General features: G+C 73.3%; 12 protein-coding genes and 1 pseudogene. 7 read left to right on the top strand and 6 right to left on the bottom strand.

What is annotated here, in order from left to right:
- Positions 1-31: 31 nt before the first annotated feature.
- Positions 32-1381 carry a hypothetical protein gene (locus tag ABT118_RS19760; RefSeq protein WP_350670066.1) on the bottom strand — a complete coding sequence of 450 codons (1350 nt, stop codon included), beginning with the start codon at positions 1379-1381 and terminating at the stop codon, positions 32-34.
- Positions 1382-1519: 138 nt separating this feature from the next.
- The gene (locus ABT118_RS19755; protein ID WP_350670063.1) at positions 1520-2446 is read right to left on the bottom strand and encodes an NADP-dependent oxidoreductase; all 927 of its coding nucleotides are present in this window, start codon (positions 2444-2446) and stop codon (positions 1520-1522) included.
- 188 nt (positions 2447-2634) lie between these two features.
- Between ABT118_RS19755 and nadA the strand changes: the two genes are divergently transcribed.
- Entirely contained in the window at positions 2635-3816 is a 1182-nt protein-coding gene (gene nadA / locus ABT118_RS19750) for a quinolinate synthase NadA (protein ID WP_350670061.1), read from the top strand.
- 51 nt (positions 3817-3867) lie between these two features.
- Here the strand turns inward: nadA and pspAA are convergent, their stop codons facing one another.
- Both pspAA and ABT118_RS19740 read right to left on the bottom strand, forming a co-directional pair.
- Positions 3868-4161, bottom strand: a complete 294-nt coding sequence (gene pspAA, locus ABT118_RS19745) for a PspA-associated protein PspAA (RefSeq protein WP_350670059.1) — start codon at positions 4159-4161, stop codon at positions 3868-3870.
- Positions 4162-4186: 25 nt separating this feature from the next.
- On the bottom strand, positions 4187-4969 hold the full coding sequence (locus ABT118_RS19740; RefSeq protein WP_350670058.1) for a PspA/IM30 family protein: 783 nt from the start codon (positions 4967-4969) through the stop codon (positions 4187-4189).
- 272 nt (positions 4970-5241) lie between these two features.
- Here ABT118_RS19740 and ABT118_RS19735 point away from each other — a divergent pair, with 272 nt between their 5' ends.
- Positions 5242-5838, top strand: a complete 597-nt coding sequence (locus ABT118_RS19735; protein WP_350670057.1) for a DUF3043 domain-containing protein — start codon at positions 5242-5244, stop codon at positions 5836-5838.
- 92 nt (positions 5839-5930) lie between these two features.
- Entirely contained in the window at positions 5931-6719 is a 789-nt protein-coding gene (locus ABT118_RS19730) for a class I SAM-dependent methyltransferase (RefSeq protein WP_350670056.1), read from the top strand.
- Between the two features lies 1 nt (position 6720).
- Here the strand turns inward: ABT118_RS19730 and ABT118_RS19725 are convergent, their stop codons facing one another.
- Positions 6721-6921 carry a hypothetical protein gene (locus ABT118_RS19725; protein WP_350670055.1) on the bottom strand — a complete coding sequence of 67 codons (201 nt, stop codon included), beginning with the start codon at positions 6919-6921 and terminating at the stop codon, positions 6721-6723.
- 113 nt (positions 6922-7034) lie between these two features.
- Between ABT118_RS19725 and cobU the strand changes: the two are divergent.
- From cobU to ABT118_RS19710, 3 genes and pseudogenes are all read left to right on the top strand, one after another.
- A pseudogene (gene cobU, locus ABT118_RS19720) lies at positions 7035-7583 on the top strand (bifunctional adenosylcobinamide kinase/adenosylcobinamide-phosphate guanylyltransferase); the annotation flags it as partial.
- A gap of 11 nt (positions 7584-7594) precedes the next feature.
- Positions 7595-8719, top strand: a complete 1125-nt coding sequence (locus ABT118_RS19715; RefSeq protein ID WP_350670054.1) for a nicotinate-nucleotide--dimethylbenzimidazole phosphoribosyltransferase — start codon at positions 7595-7597, stop codon at positions 8717-8719.
- 9 nt (positions 8720-8728) lie between these two features.
- Positions 8729-9481, top strand: a complete 753-nt coding sequence (locus tag ABT118_RS19710; RefSeq protein WP_350670053.1) for an adenosylcobinamide-GDP ribazoletransferase — start codon at positions 8729-8731, stop codon at positions 9479-9481.
- A 34-nt stretch (positions 9482-9515) separates the two neighbouring features.
- Here ABT118_RS19710 and ABT118_RS19705 read toward each other — a convergent pair whose 3' ends face one another.
- Positions 9516-11222 (bottom strand): WD40 repeat domain-containing protein, encoded by a 1707-nt coding sequence (locus ABT118_RS19705; protein WP_350670052.1) that lies wholly within the window; start codon positions 11220-11222, stop codon positions 9516-9518.
- Positions 11223-11518: 296 nt separating this feature from the next.
- Between ABT118_RS19705 and ABT118_RS19700 the strand changes: the two genes are divergently transcribed.
- On the top strand, positions 11519-13018 hold the full coding sequence (locus ABT118_RS19700) for a leucyl aminopeptidase (protein ID WP_350670051.1): 1500 nt from the start codon (positions 11519-11521) through the stop codon (positions 13016-13018).
- The last annotated feature ends 388 nt before the right edge of the window (positions 13019-13406 follow it).

The following is a 13406-nucleotide window of genomic DNA, read 5'->3' as shown; positions in this document are numbered from 1 at the left end:
CGCCTGCGCGGCAGGCGTGCCGGTCAGCGGGTCACTGGCCCTTGGCGTCGGCCAGGCGGGTGCTGCCGATCAGGCAGTCCTTGAACTCGTACCAGGGCGCGACCCCGGTCCAGCGCAGGAACGCGGCGGTGCCGCCGGTGCCGGTCGTCATGTCGATGAAGCGGCAGCCGTCGTAGAGCAGCTTGCCCGCCGTGGTGGCGGTGGGCGAGGTGATCTGGTGCGAGCCCATCAGGGCGCAGTCCTGGTACCGGATCATCGGCGCCCGGTTCGGGGTGACGGCGTCGAAGCGGTAGACGTGCGGCTGGGCGGTGGTCGCCCAGGACTGGAACGAGAGCGCGGTGTCGTCGCAGGAGACGAAGGTGATGTTGCCCTTGTACCAGGCCGAGTCGATCACCTTGTGCTTGGCACTGCGGATCTCGAACCGGATGCCCTGCACGTACAGCCGGTTGACCGAGTCGGCCCGGCCGGTGGTGCCGCCGAGCTTGAAGAAGGTCCCGGCGGTGTTCGGGTCGGTGAGGATGTACGAGCCGCCGGTGAAGTTCATCGAGCCGCCGCGCTCGTTCCGGACGAAGGTGCCGTACTTGAACTCGACCTTGCAGTCCCGGAACCAGAAGTTGAGGAACTGGTCCTGCTGGCTCTCGGTCGGGCTGGCGCCGATCACCAGGAAGGCGTCGGTGTACGAGCCGCCGACCTGGCAGTGGTCCCAGCCCATCTCGCTGTTCAGGTCCGACTGCGGGCTGGTGGTGTCGCCGGGCTCGCGGTCCGGGGCGCCGTCCAGCACGATCCCGGCCTTCCAGTCGCCGTGCCACTCGACGTCGGTGTACCAGGTGTCCTGGACACCGCCCGCGTCCGAGGAGAAGGCGTAGTTGAAGGTGGAGGTGGCGTCCTTGCTGTCGAAGGTGAGGCCGCTGATCCGGATGTTCTTGTACCGGTCCCGGTTGGTCCAGAACGTGGTGTTCCGGGCGGTCGGGGCGTAGGTGATCCGGGACAGCCGCTTGCCGTAGCCGACGATCGCGATGCCGTCGACGATGCCGCCGTGGCCGGGGCCGGCCTCGCCGGGGAGCAGCTGGTCGGGCTGGGTGAGCAGGTAGTTGCCCGGCGGGACCAGCAGCACCTTCTTCGGGATCGCCCCCGAGAGCGGCGGCGTCTGGAACGAGCCCAGCAGCTCGGCCGCGGCGTCGTGGAAGGCCTGGTCGCTCGGCGTCTGGCCGGTCGGGTCGGCGCCCTTGGCGAGCACGTTGACCACGTAGGTGTCGAGGCCGATCGTGGCGGCGGCGGCACTGCCGCTGCCGAGCGCCAGGCTGCCCGCGATCGCCCCGGCGCCGGTCAGGCCGGCCAGGATCGACCGGCGGCCGAGGTTTCCTCGTTCTTGAACGGACATGCGCATCCCCCATGGAGTACTCAGTGGATCTTCATCGATCCGACCAGATCCTCATGGAAGAAACCGGTGTTCACAAGGCCGTATTGACAGATCGTCAGAGAGGCCCGGAAGCGGCGCGGTCATCCGTACACCGACCGATCAGTCGACCAGCAGGACGATCTTGCCCCGGGTCCGGCCCTCGGCGTTGAGGGCCTGCGCGCTGGCGGCCTGGGAGAGCGGGAAGGTGGAGGCGACCGGGACGGTCAGGACCCCCGCGTCGGCGAGGCGGGCGAGCTCGGTCAGGTCGGCGGCGTCGGGACGGGTCCAGACGTAGTGGCCGCCCCGGGCCACCACGCCGAAGTCGGCGACCGAGGCGATCCGGGCCGGATCGGCGACCAGCCCGGCCGAGACCTCGACCGCCTCGCCGCCGACCAGGTCGAGCGCGGCGTGCACCCCGTCGGGGGCGAGCGCCCGGACCCGGTCGGCCAGGCCGTCCCCGTACCGGACCGGCTCGGCGCCCAGGGTGCGCAGGAAGGCGTGGTTGCGCTCCCCGGCGGTGCCGATCACCCGGGCGCCGAGGGAGACGGCGAGCTGCACCGCGAGCACGCCGACACCCCCGGCGGCGGCGTGCACCAGGACGGTCTCGCCCCGCTGCACCCGGAGCGCCTTGACCAGGCCCTGATAGGCCGTCAGCCCGGCCAGCGGCAGCCCGCCCGCCTGGGCCCAGTCCAGGGCGGCGGGCTTGCGGGCCAGGGTCCGGACGGGGGCCGCCACCAGCTCGGCGTACGTGCCGTGCTCGACCGCGTCCTTGCGGACGTAGCCGATCACCTCGTCGCCGGGGGCGAACTCGGTCACCGCGCCGCCGACGGCCTGCACCACCCCGGCCAGGTCGAAGCCCATGACCAGCGGGAAGTGCACGTCCAGGATGCCGTCCAGGTACCCCTGGCGGATCTTCCAGTCCACCGGGTTGACCCCGGCGGCCTTCACCCGGACCAGCACCGAGTCGGGGCCCACCTTGGGATCGGGGAGTTCGAGGTACTCGACCACCTCGGGTCCGCCGTACTGCCTGATCGCGATTGCCTTCATGGCTGGTAGCCAACCCGACGGCGGCCGGAACGGGACGCAACGGCACGCGGTTCTCGTCACATCGACACGTTGGCCATCGTCAGAGTGACACCAACGGGTTATCATAGATAGCGTCAGATAGACGAAAAGGCTTGGCCCCAGCCCAGAGCCCCAGCTCAGAGCTCCGCCGCACAGGAGGGCACCCGCCCGTGACCACCACCACCGAGACCTACGGCGTCGACCCCGCCCCGACGCCGCTGGCACTGCTGCTGCTCGGCCGCGAGGCCGACCCGAACAGCGAGCGCGGCGTCGAGTGCCCCGGCGACCTGCCGCCCGCCTCCGACCCGAACCTGGTCGAGCGCGCCCGCGCGGCCAAGGCCGCCCTGGGCGACCGGGTCTTCATCCTGGGCCACCACTACCAGCGGGACGAGGTGATCGAGTTCGCCGACGTGACCGGCGACTCGTTCAAGCTGGCCCGGGACGCCGCCAACAAGCCCGAGGCCGAGTTCATCGTCTTCTGCGGCGTGCACTTCATGGCCGAGTCGGCCGACATCCTCACCAGCGCCACCCAGCAGGTCGTGCTGCCGGACCTCGCGGCCGGCTGTTCGATGGCCGACATGGCCACCGCCGAGCAGGTCGCCGAGTGCTGGGACGTGCTCACCGAGGCCGGCATAGCCGACGTGACCGTCCCGGTCTCGTACATGAACTCCTCGGCCGACATCAAGGCCTTCACCGGCAAGCACGGCGGCACCATCTGCACCTCCTCCAACGCCGAGCGGGCGCTCACCTGGGCGTACGAGCAGGGCCAGAAGGTGCTCTTCCTGCCGGACCAGCACCTGGGCCGCAACACCGCCGTCCGCGAGCTCGGCCTGTCGCTGGACGACTGCGTGCTCTACAACCCGCACAAGCCGAACGGCGGCCTCACCGTCGAGCAGCTGCGGAACGCCAAGATGATCCTCTGGCGCGGCCACTGCTCGGTGCACGGCCGCTTCACGGTCGAGTCGGTGAACGACGTCCGGGCCCGGATCCCCGGGGTCAACGTGCTGGTGCACCCCGAGTGCAAGTACGAGGTGGTCGACGCCGCCGACCTGGTGGGCTCGACCGAGTACATCATCAAGGCGCTGGACGCCGCCGAGCCCGGCTCCAAGTGGGCCATCGGCACCGAGCTCAACCTGGTCCGCCGGCTCGCCAAGGCGCACCCGGACAAGGAGGTCGTCTTCCTGGACCGGGCGGTCTGCTTCTGCTCGACCATGAACCGGATCGACCTGCCGCACCTGGTCTGGGCGCTGGAGTCGCTGGTCGAGGGCCGGGTGCCGAACGTGATCACGGTCGACCCCGAGGTCGCCAAGTACTCCAAGGCCGCGCTGGACCGGATGCTGGCCCTGCCGTAGCCGGACCTGACGGAGGGCGGGCCCCGACCGGGGCCCGCCCTCCGTCATGTCTCATTCCGAGAAGCCGGGGATCAGCCCGTCGCCCTCGTCCCGCAGCAGTGCCCTGACCTCGTCCAGCGACGCCTCCGGATCCGGCAGGATCAGGTCGGACGGCTCCAGCGAGTCGTCCGGCAGCGGCGTGCCGTACTGCTTGACCGCGCTGAGCAGGTTTCCGAGCGCCGCCCGGAACTGCTGCTCGTCCCCCGACTCGAGTGCGGCGAGGAGTTCCTCGTCCAGCTGGTTGAGCTGGTTCAGGTGGCTCTCGCCGACCTGGAACTGGCCCTCGCCCATGACCCGCATGATCATGCCGGTGGTCTCCCTGCGTAGGGGGTTACTTGTTGTAGTTGATCGTGGGCGGCGTGTCCTGCTTGCCCTGCTCGATCGCCTGCTGCGGCGCCGGGGAGCCACCGGTGAGCTCGGCCTTCATCCGGGCCAGCTCCAGCTCCACGTCGCTGCCGCCGGCCACCCGCTCCAGCTCGGCCTCGATGTCGTCCTTGCGGCCGAGACCGCTGGCGTCGTCGAGCGCGCCGGAGGCCAGCAGCTCGTCGATCGCGCCGGCCCTGGCCTGCATCTGGGCGGTCTTGTCCTCGGCCCGCTGGATCGCCAGGCCGACGTCGCCCATCTCCTCGGAGATGCCCGAGAAGGACTCCGCGATCCGGGTCTGCGCCTGCGCCGCGGTGTAGGTGGCCTTGATGGTCTCCTTCTTGGTGCGGAAGGCGTCCACCTTGGCCTGGAGGCGCTGGGAGGCGAGCGTGAGCTTCTCCTCCTCGGCCTGCAGGGCCTGGTACTGGGTCTCCAGATCGGTGATCTGGGACTGCATGTTGGCCTTGCGGGTGAGCGCCTCGCGGGCGAGGTCCTCCCGGCCGAGCGACAGCGCCTTGCGGCCCTGGTCCTCGTACTTGGCGGACTGCTGCTGCAGCTGGGTCAGCTGGAGCTCCAGCCGCTTGCGCGAGGTGGCCACGTCGGCGACGCCCCGGCGCACCTTCTGCAGCAGTTCGAGCTGCTTCTGGTAGGAGTAGTCGAGCGTCTCCCGCGGGTCCTCCGCACGGTCCAGGGCCTTGTTCGCCTTGGAGCGGAAGATCAGCCCCATACGCTTCATGATTCCGTCGCTCATGGGCCTCGGGTGCCCCCTTCTCGGGCCTGCGTTCCGTCTCGTACTGGACAGGATCGAGTCTATGCGCGGCAGTGTCCTCGCCGCAGTGCTCCTGCCTGCAACAAGCCTGCTACAGCCGAAACGTGCGGGCCTCATCCCCTGGGTGGAGACGACCCCTGACCATGATCGGCCGAAGGGCGGGGAACGCCTAGGGGACACTCCGGGGGGCATCGATATCTGTTTGGGTCCTATGGCACTCCGAACATCGCGGACGGAGCACGTACGCTGGTGGTGTGTTCCGACGCCGCTCAGACGATGCCTCCTCCTCCGCCACCGCGCTGGCCGAGCAGGACGACAACCTGCCCCGTGACCCGCAGGCCCCCAAGGGCCGGCCCACCCCCAAGCGCAGCGAGGCCGAGGCCCATCGCCGCACCCGGGTGACGGTCCCCAAGGACCGCAAGGAGGCCGCCAAGCAGTCGCGCGAGCGGATGCGCTCCGAGCGGGAGAAGCAGCGCACCGCGCTGCTGGAGGGCGACGAGCGCTACCTGCCGGCCCGTGACAAGGGCCCGGTCCGGCGCTTCGCCCGTGACTACGTGGACTCGCGCTGGTCGCTGGCCGAGTTCTTCCTGCCGTACGCCGTGGTGGTGCTGATCCTCAGCGTGGTCCCGTCGAACGTGCTGAAGTTCGCCTCCACGCTGCTGTTCATGCTGTTCTTCGTGCTGGTGATCGCCGACTTCCTGCGCCTGGGCTTCGGCCTGCGCAAGGCGCTGGCCACCAACTTCCCCGGGCAGAACGCCAAGGGCGCGGTGCCGTACGGCCTGATGCGCACGCTCCAGATGCGCCGCCTGCGACTGCCGAAGGTGCAGGTCAAGCGGGGCGAGAAGCCCTGACCGCCGAGCCCGTCCCTCAGCCGTCCTGGGCCCAGCCCTGGACGGCTGAGGGCTGGTCAGGGGCGCCCCCGCTGCCCGGACAGGGCGGCGGGATGCACGACCGGCTGCCCACCCGGGGCGTCCTGCCCACCGCGGCCAACTGGCCGGAGCGGCAGGGCGGGCTGCGCAACCTGGTCCGGCAGGAGCTGGTGGCCCGTCAGCTGGCCGGACAGCTCATCGGCCTGACCGGGCTGCGGGTGCTGGACGTCGGCTGCGGCCAGGGCACCCAGGCGCTCCGGCTGGCCCGGGCCGGCCACCTGGTCACCGGGCTCGACCCGGACCCGGTCACCCTCGGCGCGGCGCAGGCCGCGCTGGCCGCCGAACCGCCGCAGGTCCGCGAGCGGGTCCAGCTGCTCGGGGGCGACTGCCACCAGGTCGGCCGCTGGTTCGGCCCGCGCAGCTTCGACGTGGTGCTCTGCCACGGCGTGCTGATGTACCTCTCCGACCCGGACCCGATGCTCGCCTCGCTGGCCCGGCTGCTGGCCCCCGGCGGCGTGCTCTCGCTGGTGGTCCGGAACGCGGACGCGCTGGCCATGCGCCCCGCGCTGAACGGCGACTGGCGCACCGCGCTGGACGCCTTCGAGACCACCAGGTACACCAACCGGCTGGGCCTGAACGCCCGCGCCGACCGGCTGGCCGACCTGACCACCACCCTCGGCGAGATCGCCGTCCCGCTGCGCTGCTGGTACGGGGTGCGGGTCTTCACCGACACCACGCCGGACCACCAGGCCCCGGTGGACGGACGCCAGCTGGCCCAGCTGCTGGACGCGGAGGAACGGGCCGGGCAGCAGGACCCGTACCGTCGGGTCGCGGCCCTGCTGCACCTGGTCGGCGCGAAGTAGCTCAGCCCTCCTGCAGGCTCATGGTGTAGATCGCCTTGCCGTCGTCCAGCAGGACCACCTGCTCGACGCCCTTCTCCAGCAGGGCCTTGAACTCCTCGCCGATCCAGGACTCGGCGTCCCCCTGGCCGGGGAACTCCTCCTGCTCGCCGGCCAGTTGGACGAGGGTCCCGTCCGCCTTCTCGTACCGCCACGTCCAGACCATGCCCGGCTCCTCGCTTCTCGGTTCTGCTGCGCAGGTTAGCGTGCCCGCCCGGAGCCGCCCCATGCCTGGCCGGGCCGGACCGGTCGGGCAGGATGGGCCGCATGGCACTCCCCCGCACCCTGGTCCTCGGCGGCGCCCGCTCGGGCAAGTCCACCCGCGCCGAGCAGCTGCTCGGCGCGTACGACGACGTGCTGTACGTCGCGACCAGCGGCCGCCGGGACGGGGACCAGGACTGGGCCCGGCGGGTCGAACTGCACCGGGAGCGGCGGCCGGAGAGCTGGCGGACGGCCGAGACCTGCGAGCTGGAGGCCGTGCTGGCGGACGGCTCGGACCCGGCGCCGGTACTGATCGACTGCCTGGCGCTCTGGCTCACCGCCGTGATGGACGAGTGCGGGGCCTGGGACGACGCGGCCTGGTACGACGGCGCGGAGCGCGCGGTGCAGCAGCGCTGCGACGCGCTGGCGGCGGCCTGGCGGGTGACCCGCCGTCAGGTGGTCGCGGTGAGCAACGAGGTGGGGATGGGCGTGGTCCCCGCGACGGCGGCCGGGCGGCGGTTCCGGGACACCCTGGGGCGGCTGAACATGGCGGTCGCGGACGGCGCCGAGCAGGTCCTGCTGGTGGTTGCGGGGCAGGTACTGACCGTCAAACCCACTGGCGTGTAGCCTTCGAGGCGATGGACACCACCGTGGATCTCGACACTTTCTCCTCGCTCGTGGAGCGCCCCGACGAGAGCGCTCGCCGGGCCGGCGAGGAGCGCTGGCAGCAACTCGACAAGCCGCGCGGCGGCCTCGGGCAGCTGGAGGAGCTGGGCAGCTGGCTGGCCTCCGTACAGGGCGCCTCACCGGCCCGGCCGCTCACCGCCGCCAAGGTGCTGCTGTTCGCGGCCGACCACGGCATCGCCTCGGCCGGCCTCTCCAACCTCCCCGCCCAGGGCGGCACCGCCCGCCGGGTGCACGCGGTGCTCGACGGCACCGCGCCGGTCGCCGTGCTGGCCCGCCGCTACGGCGCCGGGCTGCGCGTGGTGGACCTCGGCGTGGACGCCGCACCGGACGAGTTCCCGGCCGAGGTCAGCCGGTTCCGGGTCCGCCGGGGCTCCGGCCGGATCGACCTGGAGAACGCGCTCACCGAGGCCGAGGCGGTCGAGGCCTTCCGGGTCGGGATGGCGATCGCCGACGAGGAGGCCGACGCCGGCACCGACCTGGTCGTGCTCGGCGACCTCGGGGTCGGCTCGACCACCGTGGCCGCCGTGCTGATCGGCGCGCTCTGCGGCACCGACGCCGCCGCCGTCACCGGCCGGGGCTCGGGCATCGACGACCGCACCTGGATGGTCAAGTGCGCGGCCGTCCGCGACTCGCTCCGCCGGGCCCGCCCGGTGCTCGGCGACCAGCTCGCGCTGCTCGCCACCGTCGGCGGCGCGGACTTCGCCGCCATCACCGGCTTCCTGCTCCAGTCCGCCGCCCGCAAGCTGCCGGTGGTGCTGGACGGCGTGGTCTCGGCCGCCTGCGCCCTGGTGGCGCAGCGGATCGCCTTCCGCGCCCCCGAGTGGTGGCGGGCCGGGCAGTCCACCGGCGAGCCCGCCCAGGCGAAGGCGTACGACCGGCTCACCCTGACCCCGCTCCAGGGTCTGGACGTCTCGATGGGCGAGGGCGTCGGCGCGCTGCTCGCGCTGCCGCTGCTGCAGGCCGCCGCCGACACGCTGGCCGAGCCCTCGGAGGTACCGGCCATGACGGCCGCCGCGCGCGGGCCGGTCGAGCCGCCGCGGCTGCCGACCGCCGCCGAGCTGCTCGGCCGGGGCTGAGAGTCCGGGTTGCCGCACGGGCTGCTGGACGGACTGCGGTTCGCCTTCGGGACGCTGTCGGTGCTGCGGGTCCGGGTCGACCGCTGGGACCGGGAGACCGGGGGGCGGGCGATGATCGCCGCTCCCCTGGTCGGGCTGGTGCTCGGCGGCCTGGCGGCCGGGGCCGGCGTCCTGCTGGCCTGGCGCGGCGGGCCGCTGCTCGGTGCGGTGGCGGCGGTGGCGGTGCTGGCCGGGCTGACCCGGGGGCTGCACCTGGACGGCCTGGCGGACGTCGCGGACGGCCTCGGCAGCGGGAAACCGGCCGAGGACGCGCTGCGGATCATGAAGCAGTCGGACATCGGCCCGTTCGGGGTGCTGACGCTGCTGCTGGTGCTGCTGGCCCAGGTCGCCGCGCTGGCCGGGCAGTTCGAGGGCTCGCTCCGGCAGGGCGGGCTGGCCGTGCTGACCGCCGCGCTGACCGCCCGGTGCGCGCTCAGCTGGGGCTGTCTGCGCTCCGTACCGGCGGCCCGGCCGGGCGGGCTCGGCGCGATGGTCGCCGCCACCGTGCCCTGGCCCGCCGCGCTCGGGGTGTCGGCCGCGCTCGCCTTCGGCCTGGCCTGGCTCTCGCCCCGGCTGCCGCTCGCGCTGGCCGTGGGCCTCGGCTGCGGGTGGCTGCTGCTGCGCCGCTGCGTCCGGCGGTTCGGCGGGATCACCGGGGACGTGCTGGGGGCGACCGCGGAGACGGCGGCGACCGGCGCCCTGCTCGCGCTCGCCGTCTCCTGACGCAGCATCAGGCGACCCGGCGTCAGGGGGCCGCTCAGCCCAGCCCGATGCTGAGCACCCGGTCCGGCAGCGCCAGGCAGATCCAGCCGTTCCGGTCGATCACGGCCGAGTGGACCGGGGCGTCGAGGCGCAGGTCCAGCACCGTGTCCAGGTCCTCCCCCTGCCGCCGCAGCCGGACCAGCCCGTCGGCCCAGGCCGCGACGGTCAGCAGGCCGTCCGCGATCCCGGCCACGGCGACGGCGGTGACGGGGGCCTCGCGCTCGTCCATCGGGGGCTCGGCCTCCGCGCGGCTGTAGCCCCAGAGCACCACCCGGCCGTCCGTCCCCCCGCTGGCCAGCCAGAGCTCGCGCCGGGTGTCGGCCACCGAGAGGGCGGTGACCGGGCCCCGGTGCGAAGGCCGGTCGGGGGTCTTGGCCTGGCCGAAGTCGTTGAGCTGGAACGCCACCCGTCCCTCGGTGTCGCCGAAACCCAGCGAGCTGCTGCCCTCGTCCCGCTTCACCGCGACCGCCGTCATCCGGCCGCCGGCCTGCCCGGCCACCCACTCCACCACCCGGACGGCGCGGTTGCGGCTGTCCGGCACCGCGGAGGGCAGCACGCCCAGGGTCCTGGCCCGGTCCAGCGCGACCAGCACCCCGTCCTCGCCGCACGCCAGCGCGGACGGCGTGACCGGCAGCCGGAGCGGGGCCCGGTCGAGCTCCCGGCCGCTCTCCTGGTCGAGCAGCTGTGCACCGGCCGCGGTGGCCGCCAGGATCCGGCCGGACCAGGGCTCGCGGCCCAGGCAGAGCGCGTCCACCGCCCCGCTCGGCGGCCGGTAGGTCCAGTTCACCCACCAGGCGGGCCGGACCAGGGCGGACAGCTGACGCATGCTCAGCTCCCAGGTCTCCCCGTCGAAGCCCGGCGGCAGCAGCGCACCGGCCCGGGCGACCGCCTCGGCCCCGCCCGCGCCGGGCAGCTCGGCCCAGGTCCCGGCCGGCACCGCCCGGTCGGCCACCGCCAGCGCCCGCACGGCGGGCCGGAGTTCCGCCGGCAGCGCCTCCCACCAGGCGGCGCACACCGCAGCGGCCCGGTCGGCCGCCGCAGCGGCCGGATCCACCACGACCCCGCCGCCGACCCGGGACGCCAGCAGCGCCAGGCCCGGGCTGGGGAAGAGCGCGGCGGCCGGGGTGCCGGGCAGCCGGGCGCACCAGGCGGCGAAGGCGTCCGGGTCGGTCCAGCGGGGGTCGTCCAGGTCCAGCACGGCCGCGCCGGGGACGGCGGCGGTCAGCAGCCCGGTGGCGGCCGTGCCGTCGGCGGACTCCACCGCCAGCCGCAGGCCCGGGAGGCCGAGCAGCGGGACGAGCAGTTCGGCGGCGATCCGCCGGGACCGGTCGGGCAGGCCGCCGACCGGGTCGAGCCCGGTGACCACGACGGTCCTGGGCTGTCCGTCCTGCAGAGCGGCGAGCAGCTCGGCCGGGTTCCGGGCGAACCCGCCGAGCCGCCGGGCCAGCAGGTTGGCGGCGCTGTCGGGGGTCGTCCCGCGGACCGGCAGGACGGCGTGCACCCGGCGGGCGGTCCTGGGGTGGTCGGCGGGGGCGGCGGCGGCCAGCCAGTCCAGCAGGTGGGTGCGGCCGCTGCCGGAGCTGCCGGCCACCCGGCAGAGCGCCGGGGCCCTGGTGTCGTCCAGCCAGCCGAGCAGCGCCTGGCCGGCCGGCCGCCGCCCGGCCCGCAGCGGTGGTATCCGGATCGCTTCGTCCGTGACCATGTCGGCCCCCCTGTCGGTGGCCGACGGGCAGTCGCCCCGGCCCGAGCCGAGCAGGATAGTCCACTGATCGTCCGACGCTTCGTCAGGTCCGGTCCGCCCGGGGCCCGGTGGTGGCCCTTCACCCGCTGTGACCGAAATACAGGGGCGGCCCAGGGCGGCAGCATCCCAACATGCGGACTACCATGCGGTGAGCACCGTGACCCTGCGCCCTGTTCCTGCGGAGCACGCCGGGGTCGTTGCCGGTGCGGCACCGGCGCCGCACTCGGCTTGGACCGCGAAAGAACAGGACTCGTTTAGTGACTGCACTGTCTGTGAGCACCTCCTCCGCCGCCTCGCTGCGCGCGGACGCCCTGGTGATCGGCGTGGCCAAGGGCCCGAAGGGCCTGCTGCTGGCGTCCGGCGCGGAGGCCGTGGCCGAGGCGTTCGAGGGCAAGCTGGCCGAGCTGCTCGCCACCCTGGGCGCGACGGGTGCCGAGGGCGAGGCGGTCAAGCTCCCGGCTCCCGCAGGCGTCAAGGCCCCGCTCGTGCTCGCGGTCGGCCTCGGTGAGGCCGAGCAGGGCCACTCGCTGGAGACCCTGCGCAAGGCGGCTGGCGTCGCGGCCCGCACCCTCGCGGGTGCCAAGAAGGCCGCGCTGGCGCTGCCCGCCGCCACCACCGAGGAGATCGAGGCGGTGGCGCTGGGCGCCCTGCTCGGCTCGTACTCCTTCAGCACGTACCGCACCGGCGACGGCAAGGCCCCGGTCGGCGAGCTGGTCGTGCTGACCGAGCGCAAGGGCAGCAAGGACGCCAAGGCCGCCGTCGAGCGCGCCGCCGCCGTCGGCGAGGAGATCAACCGCGCCCGCGACCTGGTCAACGCCGCGCCGAACGACCTCAACCCGAAGTCCTTCGCCGCGATCGCCCAGGCGGCCGGCAAGGAGCACGGCCTCAAGGTCGAGGTGCTGGACGAGAAGGCGCTGCTCAAGGGCGGCTTCGGCGGCCTGCTCGGCGTCGGCAACGGCTCGGCCAACCCGCCCCGGCTGGTGAAGGTGGCGTACACCCACCCGAAGGCCAAGGCGACCCTCGCCTTCATCGGCAAGGGCATCACCTACGACTCGGGCGGCATCTCGCTCAAGCCGGCCGGCCACAACGAGACCATGAAGTGCGACATGGCCGGCGCCGCCGCCGTGTTCGCCACCGTGGTCGCGGCCAAGCGCCTCGGCCTCCAGGTCAACATCACCGCCTGGCTCGCGCTGGCGGAGAACATGCCGTCCGGCACCGCCACCCGCCCCGGTGACGTGCTGAAGATGTACGGCGGCAAGACCGTCGAGGTGCTGAACACCGACGCCGAGGGCCGGCTGGTGCTGGCCGACGCGATCGTCCGGGCCGGCGAGGAGCAGCCCGACGTGATCGTCGACGTCGCCACCCTGACCGGTGCGATGGTGCTGGCCCTGGGCAACCGGATCTTCGGTGTGATGGCCAACACCGACGAGCTGCGCGACCGCCTGCACGCCACCGCCGAGGCGGCCGGCGAGCAGTCCTGGCCGATGCCGCTGCCGGTCGAGCTGCGCAAGGGCATGACCGAGACCACCGTCGCCGACCTCGCCAACATGGGCGAGCGGATGGGCGGCGGCCTGGTGGCCGGCCTGTTCCTGAAGGAGTTCGTCGCCGAGGGCATCGACTGGGCGCACCTGGACATCGCGGGTCCGGCCTTCCACGAGGGCGGGCCGTTCGGCTACACCCCGCGCGGCGGCACGGGCAGCGCGATCCGCACCCTGCTCCGGTTCGCCGAGGACACCGCGGCCAACGGTTCGGTCTGAGCTCTCCGAGCCCTCTGAGCCCTTGCGGGGCCCGGCGCCTGACGGCGTCGGGCCCCGCTCTGCTGCGATTACCTGCCGGTAATACGCCGGACCGTTTCTGACAACGTGTGTTCGCCGCGGGCGAAACTTTGTTCCGTACGGTGGAACAGCCCAGGTCGGCGCTCGGGTGGACCCGCCCTCCCCGGGCTGGTCACAGGGCTGTGAGCTGCGGATATACCCTGACGTACGGGACATCCGACACCGCTCCCGGCAACCGGCCCGACTGTCCGGGGCAGCCCCGGCCACCAGCCGCCGCGAACAAGTGCGAGGATGTACTCCCGGACGACTGGGCGCCTTACAAGGGCTTCCTACCCCCCACCGGACCGCGACCGGCCCGGCGAACCGCACC

The organism is Kitasatospora sp. NPDC002040 (assembly GCF_040296785.1).
In the GTDB taxonomy this organism is placed as follows: domain Bacteria; phylum Actinomycetota; class Actinomycetes; order Streptomycetales; family Streptomycetaceae; genus Kitasatospora.
The sequence above is the reverse complement of the archived record's forward strand: the minus strand, read 5'-3'. Positions and strand labels throughout refer to the sequence as shown.

Excerpts from the sequence above, each read along its gene's own strand:
- ABT118_RS19760 (WP_350670066.1), bottom strand. The coding sequence starts at position 1,381 with ATGTCCGTTCAAGAACGAGGAAACCTCGGCCGCCGGTCGATCCTGGCC.
- ABT118_RS19755 (WP_350670063.1), bottom strand. The coding sequence starts at position 2,446 with ATGAAGGCAATCGCGATCAGGCAGTACGGCGGACCCGAGGTGGTCGAG.
- pspAA (WP_350670059.1), bottom strand. The coding sequence starts at position 4,161 with ATGATCATGCGGGTCATGGGCGAGGGCCAGTTCCAGGTCGGCGAGAGC.
- ABT118_RS19740 (WP_350670058.1), bottom strand. The coding sequence starts at position 4,969 with ATGAGCGACGGAATCATGAAGCGTATGGGGCTGATCTTCCGCTCCAAG.
- ABT118_RS19730 (WP_350670056.1), top strand. The coding sequence starts at position 5,931 with ATGCACGACCGGCTGCCCACCCGGGGCGTCCTGCCCACCGCGGCCAAC.
- ABT118_RS19725 (WP_350670055.1), bottom strand. The coding sequence starts at position 6,921 with ATGGTCTGGACGTGGCGGTACGAGAAGGCGGACGGGACCCTCGTCCAA.
- ABT118_RS19715 (WP_350670054.1), top strand. The coding sequence starts at position 7,595 with ATGGACACCACCGTGGATCTCGACACTTTCTCCTCGCTCGTGGAGCGC.
- ABT118_RS19705 (WP_350670052.1), bottom strand. The coding sequence starts at position 11,222 with ATGGTCACGGACGAAGCGATCCGGATACCACCGCTGCGGGCCGGGCGG.